We start from the raw sequence: 17,728 nt of genomic DNA on the forward strand, positions 1-17,728 counted from the left end.
CTATGATTGAATCCATGTTGCGCCTGGCTATTGCGAGGCGGTATCTATTTTTAACGCTGACACTGTTGATTATTGCCATTGGTAGCTGGAGCTACCAACAGTTACCGATTGATGCAGTGCCGGATATTACTAACGTTCAGGTACAAATAAACACCGCAGCACCGGGTTATTCGCCACTTGAGGCCGAGCAGCGTATTACCTATCCGGTAGAAACTGCCCTGTATGGCTTACCCAATTTAAGTTATACCCGTTCTTTGTCTCGTTATGGCTTGTCACAGGTAACGGTGGTATTTGAAGAAGGCACGGACATCTACTTTGCCCGCAATCTAATCAACACCCGGTTGGGCGCTATCAAGGATATGTTGCCTGAGGGCATAGAGCCTGAAATGGGCCCTATTTCAACCGGGCTTGGTGAAATCTTTATGTATACCGTGCAGGCCAAACCGGGTGCACTGCAACAAAATGGTTCACCTTACGATGCCATGGCACTGCGGGAAATTCAGGACTGGATAATAAAACCTCAGCTGGCACAAGTTAAAGGTGTGGTGGAAGTAAACAGTATTGGCGGCTATAACAAGCAATACCATGTGTTACCCGACCCACTGAAACTGCTTAATTATGGCCTGAGTATTAAGGATATTGAGCTGGCCCTGCAAGCCAACAATGACAACAGAGGCGCTGGTTATATTGAACGTGAAGGCATGCAACTGCTGGTACGCTCGCCCGGTCAGTTAACCTCACTGGATGACATTGCCAATGTCATTATTACGCAATACGACGCTATACCGGTAAAGCTGAGTGACGTTGCCGACGTTGCCATTGGCAAAGAGCTGCGAACCGGTGCGGCAACTCAGGATGGCAAAGAAGCGGTGCTGGGTACAGCCATGATGTTAATTGGTGAAAACTCACGCACAGTGGCACGGGATGTGGCGCAAAAGCTGGAGCAGAGCAAAAGCTCTCTGCCAGAGGGTGTTATTGCTGAAGCAGTATATGACCGCACCACCTTAGTGGATAAAGCCATTGCAACCGTCAGTAAAAACCTGCTGGAAGGCGCATTATTGGTGATCGTAGTGTTGTTTATCCTGCTGGGTAACCTGCGGGCAGCGTTAATCACTGCGGCAGTGATCCCGCTATCAATGCTGATGACCATTACCGGCATGGTACAAGCCGGCGTTTCTGCCAACCTGATGAGCCTGGGTGCGCTGGATTTTGGCTTAATTGTTGATGGCACGGTGATTATTGTCGAAAATGCGGTTCGCCGCCTGGCACAGGCACAACACAACGGCAGTATCCAACCGCTGAGAGAGCGCTTAAATACAGTGTATCTGGCAACAGCAGAGGTTATCCGGCCCAGTTTGTTCGGTGTGGCCATCATTACCATAGTGTATATCCCTATTTTTTCGCTGACCGGTGTCGAAGGTAAAATGTTTCATCCTATGGCAGCGACTGTCGTTATTGCGCTGTTATCCGCCATGGTGTTGTCACTGACGATTGTACCAGCCGCTGTGGCGGTGTTCTTAAATGGTAAAATCAGTGAAAAAGAAAGTGCGGTTATCAGAAGCGCTAAAACCTTGTACGCACCGCTATTAGCGCTGGCACTGAAATGGCGCGCTCTGGTCATCGGTTTGGCCAGTGCTCTGGTTGGTGTGTGTCTGTGGCTGGCCACCACCCTGGGATCGGAGTTTGTGCCTCAGCTTGATGAGGGCGATATCGCTTTACATGCCATGCGTATTCCGGGCACCGGCTTAGAACAAGCCGTTGCAATGCAGGAAATTCTGGAGCAGAAGATCAAAACCTTTGCTGAGGTTGATAAAGTGTTTGCCAGAATTGGTACGGCAGAAGTGGCGACCGATCCGATGCCACCCAATGTGGCTGACAACTTTGTGATATTAAAACCGCGCAGTGAATGGCCCAATCCGGATAAAACCAAAGCCCAATTGGTCACTGAAATGGAAGCTGCTTTGGCGACATTGCCTGGCAATAACTATGAATTTACCCAACCTATTCAGATGCGTTTTAATGAACTGATTTCCGGTGTACGGGCAGATCTGGGTATTAAGGTATTTGGTGATGATTTAGATCAGCTGGTTACAAGCGCTAATCAAATTCTGCAAGCGGTCAACAAGGTGCAAGGTGCTGCGGATACTAAAGTCGAACAAGTCACTGGTTTGCCAACCTTGTCGGTGATCCCCAATCGAACCGCGCTTGCCCGTTACGGCTTAAATGTGGTTGAACTACAGGATTGGGTAGCAGCGGCAATTGGTGGTACGTCGGCCGGTATTCTGTATGAAGGTGACAGACGCTTTGAGCTGATAGTGCGCTTGCCGGAAACCCTGCGTCGCGATCTGGACAAACTGGCAGTGTTGCCGGTGCCATTGCCAAATGGGGACTTTGTGCCGTTGCAGGAAGTGGCTACCTTAGATTTATCGCCTGCGCCGGCACAAATTAGTCGTGAAAATGGCAAACGCCGGGTAGTGGTAACCGCGAATGTGCGTGGGCGAGACCTTGGCAGTTTTGTAGAAGAGGTAAAGGCCCAAATCAACCGCGACGTTGCATTACCAGCCGGTTACTGGCTGGATTATGGCGGTACTTTTGAGCAATTGGAGTCAGCAAGTCAGCGCCTTAGCATAGTGGTGCCTGTTACGTTGCTGCTGATTTTAGGTATTCTGGTGATGGCTTTTGCGTCATTAAAAGATGCGCTGATTATCTTCAGCGGTGTGCCGTTGGCGCTTACCGGTGGCGTGCTGGCGTTGTATTTGCGCGGTATGCCTTTATCAATCTCTGCCGGCATTGGCTTTATCGCATTATCAGGTGTGGCGGTGCTGAACGGCCTGGTCATGCTGAGCTTTATTCGCGATCTCTGGCGTGAAAAAGGTGACTTGCTGCTTGCGATAACGGAAGGCGCGCTTACCAGGTTGCGCCCTGTGCTAATGACCGCTTTGGTCGCGAGCCTTGGTTTTGTGCCGATGGCGATTAATATTGGCACCGGTGCAGAAGTGCAGCGTCCGCTGGCGACAGTGGTGATTGGCGGTATTATTTCGTCAACCTTACTGACCTTGCTGGTATTGCCAGTGCTATATCATTTGGTACACAAAAACGATAGCCGCAAACAGCAAACGGAATAATCATTAATCTGCTTCGCTGTAGCCCAATGCTCAGCGAAGCAGGCTTTCGAACGTTTTGGCAATAAGATGGGTGTTTATGCCAATACGATTAAAACGATAACCGCGTAAATAGTCAGGCGTATTAAGACGTCCCGCCAAATGGGGCTGTCAGCTAGCAAGGGTTGCAAGTCAGCTGGCAAGGGCACTGGCTTTAAAGCAGAGATATTCGCCCCACCAGGATTTCCCCTTGGAACCCAACCAAATATAAAACCCGGAACCGTTGCTATCAAACGGACGATCTGACCAATAACCTCGCGATTATCATTGCGTTTAAGCCCAATCCGCAACATCTGCCAGTGCGTCGCTATATGCGGTATAAAATATCTCTGCCCTAAAATATGCGTTCTTTCAAGAGACTTAAACGCATTGTCTAAATCATTGACTTGTTCAGCCTCCATGGCTGAGCGCATGCTGATTTGGTACTCATGTTTAATTTTTTTATTCATTTACTATCACTAAGATAATGAGTCTGCGAAAGAAAAGAGCAATCCTCGCTCGCTAAATAAGATACGCGAAGCATATCACTGATTATTAAATTAAAGCTTAACTTAAGTGTACTCTTTAGAGACTACATACATTAGATAATGATAAGACATAGATTCTATTCTGCACTTTAATGTGCATTAAAGTGCAGATCTTCAAATGGATCTGCCCCAAAGTGCATACCTTGTCACTGACATAGTTATTTTCGATACTGCTGTCACTATTTTAGTGAACATTAACAATATGTAAAACAACTTTGAATTGTGACTGATTAAACCAGTAATGTCAGCTTTTGGCACTAAGCTGAAATATTTACTAATTCCTTAATAAAGCTGAAGATAACTCGTGCAGCCTACTGTATTGCAATTCATTAATGCCAAATTTCTTTAGCGGAATTGTCTCGGTAATGCCCATACAACCCGAAGCGAAATGGAGTACTTTCGTGTCGGGTGATAAGTTGAAAGAAGAAATGTCTTCCCAGGAATAAGACTGAACCCCTGATACAGAATCACCAAATCTAATACCGTTGGCGCCAGTAGCAAAAATTCGTTGCTGCCGTAATCCGATTTGTATAGTGCTTACCAAAGCTATTGCTGGCACCATAGCGATAACGGCAATCAATTTACCGGAGCCATGAAGCTCCAAATTAAGAATATCTGGCAAGTACCTGTAACCAATAAATGTCGCAACTAATATGACGATATTCGCTATCGCGATTTTTGCTAATTTCATGCCAGCACTTTGGCCGAGTTCTCGCAGTTCAAATTCCATTTTAAATAATATGTAATTGATTGAGTAAAAGTAGCTTACAGAGTGTTAAGAACAACGTCAATTAGTGGCACTGACCTGCCTTAACTACTCGGAAGCAGCTACGAGCTAAAAGCCGACATTCAACAAATCTTTTGCGCCAATTAAAACATTTAAGCGTCCCTCTTATTAACCAACCTGAATTTTTGTCTCGGCATAGCGGCTTTTACGTTGTTTAGGGGTTGCCAGAAAATAGGCGAGCGTTAATGGCCCTAAACGACCGGTTATCATCAAAAAGATCACGACAAATTGACCGGGTGTCGACAACTCCGCCGTTAAACCGCGTGATAACCCGACGGTACTGAGGGCAGACACTGCCTCAAAAGCAATATCCAGAAAAGGCGCACGCTCTAATGCTGTTAATGCGAAAATCGCGATAAAAACCAGAGCCAGCGATACGAAGGTTAAGGCTAATGCCCTTATCACTGTTTGATGCGGAATCGTCCGTTGAAGTACGCAAACCTCATCGCGCCGCCGCAAGAATGCATAGGTCGCCATCATTAACACTACAAAAGTGCCTAGCTTAATACCGCTGGCGGTACTGAGTGAGCCACCACCGATAAACATCAGCAACAAGGTCAGTACATTGGTCGCGTCCGTCATTTGACTGTAATCCAGCGTATTAAAACCGGCAGTGCGGGGGGTAACCGCCTGAAACCAGGCCGCAAGTGCCTGCTCCGATAATGCCATCGCGCCCAAAGTTGCCGGATTCTGAGCTTCTAACAGCCAGATCAAGAAAAAAGCCAGCAGATTTATGTAAAGACTTGCAAGCAGGGTCAGTCGAGTGTTGACGCTGAGCTGTTGCCAGCGACGGTGCTTTTTCAGGTCAATCAGCACGGTAAAACCAATGCCACCGACAATAAACAAACCACTGATAATCATATTAACCGGAATACTGGCGGCATAAGGCATCAGGCTGGCACTGTCCAGCGCAAAGCCGGCATTATTAAAGGCAGATATGGTGTAGAAAAATGCATGATAAAAGGCAGTCGACAAACCGAGTTCTTGATACCAGACTATTGTCAGAAAGACGATGCCAAGTGCTTCTATCACCACAGAATAAAGTAAAACGGCTTTAGCTATCTGCGCAACCTGGGCTAGGCTGGTTTGATTCATCGCTTCCTGAGCAATTTTCTGTTGGGTTAAGCCAATGCGGGTGCCAAGACTGATCACCGCCACTACGGCAAACGTCATAAACCCCAATCCACCCGCCTGGATCAAACCGGCAATCACCAACTGACCAAACATCGTAAAGTGGCTGCCGGTATCAACCACTACCAACCCTGTTACAGTAACAGCCGAGGTGGCGGTAAAAAGTGCCTGTAATGGCGTCAGTGGTGCTGTCGTAGCGAGCGGCAGCATTAACAGCAAGGATCCTAGGGCGATCAGCGCCATAAAACCCAGTGCCAGCACTGCCGGCGGGCTTAATTTCAATCTAACCTGATTAAGAGGGCGAAGCCGCTTGTACGGCAGATTATGGGGCAACCAGTTTTTCATCGTCGTTATATCATCAGCTATGTCTGATTAGCTTAATTTGGGGGCTAATGACTTTAAAATGTCCAGACTACCCGCCAGTACCAGACTGTCATGACTCTCTAACATGAAGTCGGGCTGTACCGGCGAAAAAACCTTATCGCGTCGCTTTACCAATACGGCTTTGACAAAGGCCTGACCATCTGCGAGTAATTCCTGAATGCGGCTACCCTGCAAACGCGGGATAATATCGATTTCTACCAAATACTGATTCTGCCCCAAAGCAAGATATTGGTTCACCATCGGGTAGTTCAGCGCTTGCGCGACTTTGACACCCATTTCCTCCTCTGGATGAATGATCCGGCTGACACCCAGCCGAGTCAGAATAGTGTGATGCGCTTTCGAGGTGGCTTTTACCCAAATCTGACTTACCCCGAGATTTTTCAGATTGAGCACACACAAAATGCTGGCCTCGAGATTTTCGCCGATGGCAACGAGCGCCGCATCACAACCTGGGATATCCAGCTCAGCTAAAGCCTGCTCGTCCGTAGCATCTGCTATCACAGCATGACTAAGGTGGTCGGCCAGCCGGTTGATAAACTTTACGTTACTATCAATCCCAATGACCTGATGTCCAAGCCGCATCAGTTCTAGTGAAGCGGCAGAGCCAAATCGGCCCAGACCTATTACAGCAAATTTTGACATTATCGCTTTTTTCCCGGTTGGAAATTGACAGCATTAAAGACACTAAAGCTCTGAATGTCAGCCCTTGGCGGCGAAATTTTATAAAATCTTTATAGGCGTGGCGCTAATCTTTAGAAAAGCTTTACAGCAAGCCTTCTCTGCGCCGGATAAGCTAAAAACTGATCCAGATAACTGTTGTAGTTTATGTCGACATATTCCTATTCTTTTGCCGATCGCCAGACCCACACCCAGCATTTTTTCTACCGGGTATTGGGCTATTTATTGGTGAGCCTTAGCGCAGCGCAGTTAGTAACGATGATGGTCAGCTTCAGTTTTGCCGAGCGGGAGTTCTGGAATTTTCTGCTTTCTGCCGTTGTAACTGTGATCATCGGAGTGTTGCTAGTCATGCTATCCGGTGGTGCTGTGCATCTGAAAAAACGCTATTTATTCTTATTAACGACACTGTGCTGGCTAAGTATTTGTATTTTTTCTGCCTTGCCGTTGTATCTGAGTATTCCAGGATTAAGCGTTACCGATGCCTGGTTTGAGACGGTCTCGGCTATTACCACCACCGGCTCTACGGTATTAAGCAATCTGGATACGATGTCTAAGGGCGTGCTGTTCTGGCGGGCTATGCTGCAATGGATTGGTGGCATCGGTATTATTGTGATGGCGATTGCCATCTTACCGGCGTTAAAAATTGGCGGCATGAAGCTGTTTAAAACAGAAAGCTCTGATATCTCAGAAAAAATACTGCCGCGTAGTAGCAGTTTGTCGAGCTATATTTTATTGGTTTATCTGACGATTACGCTGGCTGCTAGTCTGAGTTACAAACTGGGGGGCATGTCCTGGTTTGATGCCATCACTCATGGCATGACTTCTTCCGCCACCGGCGGTTTTGCCAATTACGACGCTTCCTTTGGGCATTTTAATACTAAACCTTGGCTGCTCTGGTTGGCCAGTTTGTGGATGACGTTAGCGGCCTTACCTTTTGTGCTCTTTGTCGGCATGGCCAAAGGCGACAAGTGGGCTTTGCTGCGCGATCCGCAGGTTAAAGCCTTTTTAGCGATAGTCGTGATGGTGGCATTGCTGTTAAGCCTTTATCAGGTATGGCATCATCAGCGCCCTTGGTGGGATGCGCTGACGCACAGTGTATTTAACGTAGTGTCGGTCATTACTACTTGTGGCTATGCCTCTGAAGATTACACGCTTTGGGGCAGTATGGCAGTGGTTTTGTTTTTTTATCTAACATTTTGCGGCGGCTGCTCGGGTTCAACTTCAGGAGGTCTAAAGATTTTTCGTACGCAGCTAGCGGGATACTTATTGATAAAGCAATTTAATCTTCTCATCCATCCCAATGCGGTTTGGGTTCAGAAGTATGGATCTAAAAAAGTCGATGATAGTCTGCTGGGCGCAGTGCTGGCTTTTGCTTTTATCTATTTTGCCACCATCGCTGCGCTGGCATTGGTGTTATCGATGTTTGAACTGGATCTGGTCACAGCCTTAACCGGGGCGGCTACGGCGGTAAGTAACGTTGGACCTGGGATGGGCGAGATTATCGGCCCGGCCGGTAACTTTGCCGGCTTACCCGACGGTGCAAAGTGGAGCCTGACCTTTGGTATGTTACTGGGCAGACTGGAGATTTTAACTATGCTATTGTTATTTACGCCCATGTACTGGCGTTATTAAGTTGAACTTATTATGAAGAATCGTTCTGCACAGCGTGTAAGCTGGTGGCAACTTGTGCTGCTTACGCTGGTCATGCCAGTTGTTATTGCCTTGCTGTTATTGCCGGCACGGGTGATGGCAACCACAACCGATGTCGTTATGTTACAGCTGTTGTGGGTAACCTGGGTGGCCCAATATGCGGGACAACGCTGGGCCATTATTTGTACCTTTATCAGTGTGCTGTTACTAAATTTTCTCTTTGTTGAGCCTTACTACACCTTATTTGTACATCAAGGCAATTACTTGATCACCTTCGTGGTAATGCTGTTGTTGGGTATTTTTATTGCCCGTTTATCTGGCCGGCTGCGTTTCGAACTGGTCCGCGCCAAAAAACACTTGCGCCAACGCCAATTACTGGCGGGTAAGGCCCGGCAAGCAAGAATGCAAGCCGAGCTTGAGCATAGTCGCGCCATGATGTTGCGCTCCTTATCGCACGATTTACGTACTCCACTGGCAACCATTATGGGCGCTTCCAGCATGCTAGCCGAGCAAGATGTGACGCTTACTGCCGAGCAGATCCGTGAACAGGCAGGTCATATTTATCGCCAAGCCAGTTTGTTGAATGCGCATTTCGATAAAGTGATGGAGTTAAGCCGTGTGCAGCAAATGCAAAGCTCTGTGGTGTTGGCTGCCCACAGTATCAACGATATCATCTCTGCTGCGATCGCAAGGCGAGCGATGCTGTTAGCAGAACAGCAGTTCGAGATACAGTTAGCTGCCGCAGACATTATTGCCGATGCGACCTTACTGGAAATTGCACTAGCCAATATGCTGGAAAATGCAGTTAAGTATGGTAAGCCACCGCTGCAAATCACCTTTATGCGGCAGGCGGGAAACTATCGATTGCAGGTGATAAATCCGGTCGTCAGCGAGCGCAAGGCGCAGCGTGATAGTAGTAGTGGCCTAGGTACCGCGATTTGTAAAGCGGTGATGCACCTGCATCAAGGCCATTTTACTGCGGCTGTCGCCGAGAATGGGTATTTTACGGCTAGCCTGAGTTGGCCTGAGCATCCGCTGGATCATGAGCAACCGGAGCGAACAGATGTCTAAGTATGTCCGTATCACCCCACAAGGAGTTGTCTTTGGCTGAACGAATCTTGGTGCTGGAGGATGATCCGGCGATGCAAAGTTTTCTCACTACCTTGCTGAAAACCAAAGCCTATCAACCGGCGAGTTTCGATCAAGGTTTGCCGGCGCTGCAGTATTTAGTGCAGCAAAGCGTGGATTTGATCTTATTGGACTTAGGGCTGGCAGATATGGATGGTCAGCTCTGGTTAGAGCAATTACGCAGCTGGTCTGATACGCCTGTTATTGTGATTTCGGCGCGACAAAGCGAGCAAGACAAAGTAAAGGCACTGGACAACGGCGCTAATGATTATGTGACAAAACCCTTTAGCTCGGCCGAGTTATTAGCCCGGATCCGGGCTAACTTACGCCAAAGCATACCTTCGCAGCAGGTATTTAGTTTTGGACAGATCCAGGTTGACCCGGTACAACGCAAAGTTAGTCGGGCAGAGCAGGATATTCATCTTACCAAAACCGAATATGATATTTTGCTGTTGTTACTAAGGCATGCGGACAGGGTGCTAACCCATAATCAAATTCTCAGCCAGGTCTGGGGCGCGGTCTATATCGACAGGCCTGAATATGTGCGGGTGCATATAGGGCAATTACGGCAGAAACTGGAAGAGCTGCCGGCAGCGCCCCGTTACCTTAAGACTGAGCCTGGTGTCGGGTATCGCCTGACACTGGGCTAACACTATGACTGAATATAAGAATTGTCGTCTGTCTGAGAGCAGAGCATGAGAATTGGACTGTTAGCGGTGTTGTTACTTGTTATCTTGTCGACCTTTGAGCGAGCCGACTGATCATGCGTTGGCCTAGGTTTTAAGAGAAACGAGTGTTTGAGTGCGGCGACGAAGCATAGCGCGAGTTACGTTTTCGCCTTGGACAACGCATGACCAGTTGGGCTTTCGCGCGGAAGTGGGGTCGCATTTTCTTTGGATACTTTCTTTTGGCGACGCAAAAGAAAGTATCTCGCCAACGGCGAAAACGTTAAGCTCTGAAAGCTCGGCATCTGATAGCATTCAGCAAAAAAATGCTTCAATAAAAGTCAGAGTCTAAAAACTTTCGTCAATAGAAAAACTGTTAAACCCATATCTTGCACCATATTTATAAATAATTTCTCCTCGAATATGTGTAGCTTTAATTGGCCCAAAGTGCCTCGAATCTATACTTGCAACTGTGTTGTCGCCAAGCACAAAAAATTCATCCGTTCCTAAAGTGAAGTTGTGATTTCTTGACGAGCAAACAAGACCCTCATTAATATGATCACCAATCCAATCATTCGCTAGCGAATAGTGGTAGTTGTTAACATAAACTGAATTATTACAAATATGTATTTTATCCCCGGGTAAACCATATAGACGTTTTGCGAAATCCCGCCCGTCATCAAGCTGAAAATGGATGAAAACACCTCTTCTCACACTCATAAACATTGGTGACACCATCAGATAGTCACCATCATTCACTGTTGGATAACTAGAGAGCCCAGTAGCATAGGTTGTATAATACCCATTAATTCCGCCCACCCTGATTGAATAAAATAGTATCATGAGCGCGGTTATTGAATAGATAACGCCAAGTGACCTTCTTTTTTTAAATACAGCGAAGCTCTGCATAAAAGCTAAAATCATTAACAACACTGCTGATAAAAGCTCATAAAGAAAACCAAAGTAAATAACGTAGCTATGAAGCATGTAGGAGCATATAGTAAAGAAAGTTAAGTTAAAAAAAACAAATTTAAGATTTCTTGTCTCTTTCACTCAGCGTTCCTTTATATTTAAAAACCTTGCCATTGGTACAATAAATTACGATCCAAAAAGCTTCGGGAAAAGCTTCGGAGTCAGATACCGATAGCCTGATCAGCTAATCGCTACAGTACTTGGCGTTTAACGAGACCTCATCAGATGGCTTCCGATGAATCTCACAATCGAATTTAATTTTTCTTTAGTAGCGCTGCGAAAAGCATGTAAAACACTGTGGCGATTACCGCCATCAACGTGGCCTTGATACCTAATGTCATCTCTGGGGAAACCGCATTTAACAAAAAGTATGAAGCGGTTATGGCAAGTGCAGTAAGTATGGCTAGTAAATTTTTTTTCACAGTATATTCCCCCTACTTAAGGTTCAGGTGTTACCACCTGGAAGTTGACAGTTTAGACTGTAAATTCGTCACCGACTTGAAAAATTTGCACCCTAAGCAACTGCAAGTTAAACACTCAGCTTCAAACAAAACAACGTCTTATACCGCTGTTATCAGCTAGCAAACGCCACTTTATTACGCCCGGCTTTTTTCGCTTTATACAGGGCTTCATCGGCGCGTTTTAGTAATTGCTCGGTACTTTCACCGCTATTGCGCAAGGCGCAACCTAAACTGATGGTGACATGCACGGTTTTGTTTGCTGCGGCACTGCCGCGTTGTTGCTTGCCATCTTTACTGTCGGAGGGTCGCTGTTGCTGACGGATCACCAATGGATACTCTGCCACGGCTTCACGCACTTGCTCTAGCTTTTCAGCCAGCTTTTGTTGATTGTTATGATGAAACACCAAGGTAAATTCTTCGCCGCCATAACGATAAGCCGTTAAACCCGACTGATTTGCCAAAATCGAGCCAAGCAACTTAAGCACCTGATCGCCCACGTCATGGCCATAAGTATCATTAAACTTTTTGAAGTGATCAACGTCTAGCATGGTCACCGCGCTGCGTTTACCTAAGCGACTTAAGTGGTTCAGCAGCGCTCGCCGCTGAGGTAATTGGGTCAGTTCATCAATATAAGCTAAGTGCAGCATCTGACTGGTTAAACTGAGCAGCAAACTTAAACCTGCCGCCAAAGTGACCCAACCGGCGGCTTGCTCAAACAAGATAAAGGGATAACACAGCATCAGCGCTAACCACGCCGCAAACTGCCCCCAACGCTGGCCATTAGCACTATGATAACTGAGCATGCTTAACCAGCCCGTCGCCACTAAGGCCATCCACCAAAGGGTGCCCCAATTAATAGCAACGCTGTCAGAAACCGGCTTTAAAAACGTTTCCGGCAGGGATAACTGCGTCACAATATCAGCAAGCGGTAATACCAGCATGGCGGGCGGTGCAAACAGTATGACAAGCAGCAGGAACACGCCTGATAGCGTGCTAGGTTGTGGTTTAGGTTTTAATTGCAGTAACACAAATAACAGGGTGATCAGCAAGGGCAGAAACATCGTTATTGCTGCAAGTTGCTCACTGGCCAGCGCCATTTCAACCACATAATAATGACTAGCTAACAATACGGCACTGTACAACCAATGCCATTGCCGCATTAGCACCGCCAACCCTGCGGTTAACAGCAACATCGCATACACTAACACAGGAAATAACTGGCTAATCGCGGCAGCCTGTGGCGCAAACTGCCAGTGCACCAGTAACAACATAAAAATGGGTGATAACAAAAATAACGGCATTAACAGTAAACCCAGATCAGGGTGCGAAGCGCACAGCAAAAACTCTTCGGTGCCTTAAATAAGGCCATTGGTTGGGTGAGCCTTAGCCAACCGCTACCCTGCCTGATTTATACAGTTAGTCATAAAAAGCCGCAAGCTTTCCGAAGAATGCTGGCAACATTTTGACACTCATTAAGATTTAGCAAGGTCTAAAGCCGTTATTTGTACTCATTGAGTAACACATGCGCTTAACACGCCCACTGCAATAGCGATAACCCTAACGTAGCTGAACATAATAAAAAAGAGCAGTGCCATTGTGGCAACTGCTCTTTATTCCCAGCCTAACGTGAGGGCTAATTACTGAGGTAGAAACGGATAATCCGTGTAACCCTCTACACCACCGCCATAAAACAAATCAGGCTTAGCCTCATTCAGTGGTGCATCTTGCTGCATGCGCGCCACCAAATCCGGGTTAGCAATGTAAGGCACACCAAAGGCCACCGCATCGGCAATGCCCTCAGCCAAGGCTTTATTTGCAGTCGCCTTATCAAACTTCTCATTATTAATATAAACACCGCCAAATAGCTGTTTTAGCTTAGGCCCCAAGCTATCGGCTGCTTGTGCTTCGCGACTACAGATAAAGGCAATACCACGCTTACTTAATTCGCTGGCAACGAAGCCAAAGGTATCGGCACGCTGCGAATCGCCCATATCATGTGCATCTGCGCGCGGTGCTAAATGCATACCCACACGCCCTGCGCCCCACACTTCAATTACGGCATCGGTCACTTCTAACATCAATCGGGCACGGTTCTCTACGCTGCCGCCGTAGTTGTCGGTACGTTTGTTAGTGCTGTCTTGTAAAAACTGGTCCAGTAAATAACCGTTGGCGCCGTGAATTTCTACGCCGTCAAAACCCGCTAACTTCGCGTTTTCAGCACCTTGGCGGTAGGCTGCTACAATATCCGCCAACTCTGCGGTTTCCAGCGCGCGTGGGGTGACATAATCTTTTTTCGGGCGCATTAAGCTAACATGCCCTTTAGCAGCAATGGCGCTTGGCGCTACCGGCAGTTCACCATCTAGGTAATGCGGGTCAGAAATACGCCCCACATGCCATAATTGCAGCATAATTTTGCCGCCGGCCTGGTGCACAGCGGAAGTAATTTTGCGCCAGCCAGCCACTTGCTCTGCTGACCAAATACCAGGCGTATCAGGATAGCCCACGCCCATAGGCATTACTGAGGTTGCCTCGGTTAAAATTAAGCCCGCACTGGCGCGCTGTGTATAGTATTCCACCATTAAATCATTGGGTACGCGTCCGGCACTGGCGCGACAGCGCGTCAACGGTGCCATAATAATGCGGTTTTTTAGCTGTAAATCGCCCACTTGAATAGGATCAAATAAGGTTGGCATAGTGTTGTCCTGTGCGTTGAAAAGAGAAATTAAAGCTCGGCACTAAGCTGTAACAAAAATTGCTGCATCAGCGCCTCGTTACGTTTGAAAAAATGCCACTGCCCGACCTTCTGGCTACAGATAATCCCGGTACGCTGCAGCGTAGCGAGATGCGCTGATACCGTACTTTGCGACAAACCGGTTTGCCGCTCAATTTTGCCAGCACACACCCCTAAACTTAGTGGATGTTCTTGATCAGCAAAATACTGCTCTGGGGTTTTTAACCAGATTACTATGTCGCGACGCACCGGATGCGCCAGCGCTTTGATCATGTCGTCCAATTGCTTGGCCGTTAGCGGTGTTGTTGAGGTTGTCGTCATCAGGCATAGATTTATTTATATATCGCGATAAACCGATATATGTAGATGGCAGCAAGCGATTTCAAGGGGGTAAACACAAAATAATGCCAAGGTGGCAGCACGAAACGGCTTAACGCTTTTTCAATAGCCACCAGCACGATTTAAGGCAAATAAACAAAGCCACATTAGCGTTATTGCATTGTTTATTTTAAGCTGTCTTTTTTGCTTGTTGACCAAACATCGCTAACAAGGATATTTCATGATCGATTTTAATAACAAAAGCGTCTTTAAACTGAAACAAAACAGTGAATTTGCTGAAAAAGTCTCGGCACTGTTGTTAGACAATGAAACCGTTATCGATTCGTATAAATCGATGCGTGACGGCGTGGTATTCACCAATAAAAGAATTATTGCGGTTAATGTGCAAGGTATTACCGGCAGCAAAAAGGACTTTACTTCGCTACCCTACAAAAATATCGTGGCTTACTCAGTAGAAACGTCGGGCACGTTCGATCTCGATTCTGAGCTGGAAATTTATTTATCTGCAGTCGGTAAGGTAAGATTTGAATTTACAGGCAGCACTGCAATTGTTGAGATCTCAAAGCATATCTCGCTAAGCATTCTGTAAAAAATACCGGTGTTGCCACCCTTAACCTCGGGCGGATAACCGGCATTTTTGCTCTCGTTATCATTGCTAGTTGCTGAGTCGCTAAAGGCCTTAGCCAAATAGTTGCTGCAATACCCCTGCGGAAATATCTTGCTGGCTGTAAATTCCGGTATCCAGCACCCAACCGGTGACTAAACTGGCTGGCGTGACATCAAACGCGGGGTTAAACACCGGTGCTTCCTCGGGTGCCCACAAGGTTTGACCAAAGGCGCCACTGACCCCGCGTACCTCATCGGCATTTCGTTGTTCAATAGGGATGACACTGCCATCGGCACAGGCTAAATCGACGGTGGTATGCGGTGCCACTACATAGAAGGGGACCTGATGATAGTGCGCTAATACCGCTACCGCAAGGCTGTAAGTACCTACTTTATTGGCAAAGTCACCATTGGCCGCGATACGATCTGACCCCACAAAAATGCGATCGACCTGACCGCGCGCCATTAACATCGCGGCCATATTGTCGCAAATTAGCTGATACGGAATACCCAATTGCTGGCACTCCCACGCGGTTAAACGACCACCTTGTAATAGTGGCCGCGTTTCATCTACCCACAGCCGAATATTTTTGCCTTGTTGATGCGCTAAATTAATCACACCTAGCGCCGTACCCACGCCTGCGGTAGCTAAACCACCGGTATTACAGTGGGTTAATAACTGTTCATTCGGTTGCACTAAGGCCGCACCGTACTCTGCCATCAGTTGACACAACGCCACATCTTCCGCAAATAATGCTTCGGCGCACGCGACCGTGGCACTGACAAAATCCGTCTGCTGAATAGCCTCAAGCATGCTATCTAAGTTATTCATTAAATTAACCGCCGTTGGCCGTGCGGCCCGTAATATTTCGGCGTCTTTTTGCAGTTGTGCTTGGCTATCGCCCTGAGTAGCACGATAGGCTAATAATAAACTGGCACCAATGCCGATAGCCGGTGCGCCGCGTAATTGTAAACGCTGGATCAACGTCACCATCTGCGTTACCGTTGTGCAATGCAGCCATTGCTGTTGATGGGGTAATAAGGTTTGATCTAAAACGTATAGCTCTCCCTGATGCGTTTTCAGACTAAGTGCAGACAAGTTTTTCATAGCTTATTCCTATTTGGCGTTGCAGACGTCTATAAGGTTTGCGATTATGCTGCCACGCGTTTTTCTTCTCAAGTAAATAGGTAACCCGATGACTTATTACCGCATTTTCAATAACGACGACGCCATGCGTTTTGCCGACAAGCACAGTGAACTCTTTGGCGATCACAGTAAGCTGTCTGCCGAAGAGTTTGGTGACGGCAATCTCAATTTAGTGTTTCGTGTGTCGAATGATAAAGGGACTTCGCTGATTGTAAAGCAAGCCCTGCCCTATGCTCGCTGTGTGGGCGAAAGTTGGCCTTTAAGCACCGACCGCGCCCGTATTGAAGCGGAAGTATTGCGCGTACATGCGCGTTTTTGCCCTGAGCATACCGTTGAAATCCGCCATTTTGATGCTGAGCTGTCGGCCATTTTGATGGAAGATTTAAAGCAATATACCATCTTGCGCACGGCACTGATTAAAGGCAAACAGTATGAGCATGTTGCAACGCAAATTGGCCATTACTTAGCGCACACCTTATTTTATACCAGTGATTTTGTGCTGACGGGGCCCGCAAAAAAAGCTGCCGTGGCGCAGTTTATTAACCCCGATCTTTGCCAAATTACCGAAGATTTATTTTTTACCGATCCCTACTGCAATCACGAGCGCAATAACATCCATGATTTGATTATCAGCACCGCACGCGAACTATGGCAAGACGAAGCGCTACAAGCGGAAGTCGCCGCACTAAAAGCCGACTTTTTATCTAAGCCACAAGCCTTGTTACACGGCGATTTGCACAGCGGCAGTATTTTTGTCAATGCTGAAAACTGCAAGGTGATCGACGCCGAATTTGGCTTTTATGGCCCTATCGGCTTTGATGTTGGCTCGTTACTGGCTAACTTTTGTTTGAACTATCTTGGTTGCGCTGGGTTACTGGCAGATACCGAGGCGGTCACTGAACACCAAACCTATGTGCGCCAACAATGCCTAACACTGTGGCAAGTATTCGCTGAACAATTTAGCCAGTTAATGAGCCAAGACAGCCAAGATCCGATGCTGCGTAACAGCTTATATCAAAAACAATTTTTGCAGCAGGTTTTTGCTGATGCCATTGGCTATGCTGGCTGTGAGCTGATCCGGCGTACCGTAGGGTTAGCGCATGTGGCCGACTTAGATAAAGTCAGCAGTGAGCAACAGCGCGCCAGCATCGAAAAACAGGCTATCGAGCTTGGCCGCCGTTTTATTATGCAGCGCCAAAGCCTGAACAGTATTGAGCAAGTTTTAGATTTATTGCCGGTATAAGCCTAGGGCTTGTTGACGTTTGCTGTTTAGATTTTGTTCGGGCAGCGTGTGGCTGGCATTTCTACTACGTTATACGAAATATATCCTATATTTCGCCTGCGGCCAGCAAGCTGTTCCC

The 17,728-nt window shown here is 47.2% G+C and carries 16 protein-coding genes; 6 read left to right on the forward strand and 10 right to left on the reverse strand.

Annotated elements, in window-relative coordinates:
• Positions 1-2 precede the first annotated feature (2 nt).
• Positions 3-3,125, forward strand: coding sequence for an efflux RND transporter permease subunit (locus ACUJFL_RS00565; protein WP_305976155.1), 3,123 nt, complete (start codon positions 3-5; stop codon positions 3,123-3,125).
• 74 nt (positions 3,126-3,199) lie between these two features.
• Here ACUJFL_RS00565 and ACUJFL_RS00570 read toward each other — a convergent pair whose 3' ends face one another.
• The 4 genes from ACUJFL_RS00570 to ACUJFL_RS00585 form a co-directional block, all read right to left on the reverse strand.
• On the reverse strand, positions 3,200-3,610 hold the full coding sequence (locus tag ACUJFL_RS00570; protein ID WP_445428186.1) for a DUF3703 domain-containing protein: 411 nt from the start codon (positions 3,608-3,610) through the stop codon (positions 3,200-3,202).
• A gap of 352 nt (positions 3,611-3,962) precedes the next feature.
• Positions 3,963-4,379 (reverse strand): hypothetical protein, encoded by a 417-nt coding sequence (locus ACUJFL_RS00575; RefSeq protein ID WP_445428187.1) that lies wholly within the window; start codon positions 4,377-4,379, stop codon positions 3,963-3,965.
• A 204-nt stretch (positions 4,380-4,583) separates the two neighbouring features.
• Complete coding sequence (locus ACUJFL_RS00580; RefSeq protein WP_445428188.1) at positions 4,584-5,951, reverse strand: TrkH family potassium uptake protein; 1,368 nt, start codon at positions 5,949-5,951, stop codon at positions 4,584-4,586.
• A gap of 27 nt (positions 5,952-5,978) precedes the next feature.
• Complete coding sequence (locus ACUJFL_RS00585; protein WP_445425749.1) at positions 5,979-6,632, reverse strand: potassium channel family protein; 654 nt, start codon at positions 6,630-6,632, stop codon at positions 5,979-5,981.
• A 183-nt stretch (positions 6,633-6,815) separates the two neighbouring features.
• On the opposite strand from ACUJFL_RS00585, the gene ACUJFL_RS00590 reads away from it, so the two are divergent.
• Genes ACUJFL_RS00590 through ACUJFL_RS00600 form a run of 3 tightly spaced genes read left to right on the forward strand, consistent with a single transcriptional unit; the run spans position 6,816 to position 10,096 of the window.
• Positions 6,816-8,300, forward strand: a complete 1,485-nt coding sequence (locus ACUJFL_RS00590) for a TrkH family potassium uptake protein (RefSeq protein ID WP_445428189.1) — start codon at positions 6,816-6,818, stop codon at positions 8,298-8,300.
• Positions 8,301-8,312: 12 nt separating this feature from the next.
• Entirely contained in the window at positions 8,313-9,389 is a 1,077-nt protein-coding gene (locus ACUJFL_RS00595; RefSeq protein ID WP_445428190.1) for a sensor histidine kinase, read from the forward strand.
• Between the two features lie 32 nt (positions 9,390-9,421).
• Positions 9,422-10,096, forward strand: coding sequence for a response regulator transcription factor (locus ACUJFL_RS00600; RefSeq protein ID WP_445425752.1), 675 nt, complete (start codon positions 9,422-9,424; stop codon positions 10,094-10,096).
• Positions 10,097-10,459: 363 nt separating this feature from the next.
• On the opposite strand, the gene lepB is transcribed toward ACUJFL_RS00600, so the two are convergent.
• The 5 genes from lepB to ACUJFL_RS00625 all read right to left on the reverse strand — a co-directional run bounded on the left by lepB (position 10,460) and on the right by ACUJFL_RS00625 (position 14,596).
• Positions 10,460-11,164: a signal peptidase I gene (gene lepB / locus ACUJFL_RS00605; protein ID WP_445428191.1), complete on the reverse strand. Its 705-nt coding sequence runs from the start codon at positions 11,162-11,164 to the stop codon at positions 10,460-10,462.
• Positions 11,165-11,337: 173 nt separating this feature from the next.
• Positions 11,338-11,505 (reverse strand): hypothetical protein, encoded by a 168-nt coding sequence (locus tag ACUJFL_RS00610; RefSeq protein ID WP_445428192.1) that lies wholly within the window; start codon positions 11,503-11,505, stop codon positions 11,338-11,340.
• Positions 11,506-11,657: 152 nt separating this feature from the next.
• Entirely contained in the window at positions 11,658-12,845 is a 1,188-nt protein-coding gene (locus tag ACUJFL_RS00615) for a GGDEF domain-containing protein (RefSeq protein ID WP_445428193.1), read from the reverse strand.
• 336 nt (positions 12,846-13,181) lie between these two features.
• A complete protein-coding gene (locus ACUJFL_RS00620; RefSeq protein WP_445428194.1) occupies positions 13,182-14,237 on the reverse strand; it encodes an alkene reductase in 1,056 nt (351 codons plus the stop codon).
• 29 nt (positions 14,238-14,266) lie between these two features.
• On the reverse strand, positions 14,267-14,596 hold the full coding sequence (locus ACUJFL_RS00625) for an ArsR/SmtB family transcription factor (protein WP_445428195.1): 330 nt from the start codon (positions 14,594-14,596) through the stop codon (positions 14,267-14,269).
• Between the two features lie 238 nt (positions 14,597-14,834).
• On the opposite strand from ACUJFL_RS00625, the gene ACUJFL_RS00630 reads away from it, so the two are divergent.
• The gene (locus ACUJFL_RS00630) at positions 14,835-15,203 is read left to right on the forward strand and encodes a PH domain-containing protein (RefSeq protein WP_306178617.1); all 369 of its coding nucleotides are present in this window, start codon (positions 14,835-14,837) and stop codon (positions 15,201-15,203) included.
• Positions 15,204-15,293: 90 nt separating this feature from the next.
• On the opposite strand, the gene mtnA is transcribed toward ACUJFL_RS00630, so the two are convergent.
• Positions 15,294-16,328: an S-methyl-5-thioribose-1-phosphate isomerase gene (gene mtnA, locus ACUJFL_RS00635; RefSeq protein ID WP_445428196.1), complete on the reverse strand. Its 1,035-nt coding sequence runs from the start codon at positions 16,326-16,328 to the stop codon at positions 15,294-15,296.
• An 88-nt stretch (positions 16,329-16,416) separates the two neighbouring features.
• Between mtnA and mtnK the strand changes: the two genes are divergently transcribed.
• Positions 16,417-17,610, forward strand: coding sequence for an S-methyl-5-thioribose kinase (mtnK, locus tag ACUJFL_RS00640; RefSeq protein ID WP_445428197.1), 1,194 nt, complete (start codon positions 16,417-16,419; stop codon positions 17,608-17,610).
• Positions 17,611-17,728 lie beyond the last annotated feature (118 nt).

This window comes from Alishewanella sp. HL-SH05 (assembly GCF_052655985.1).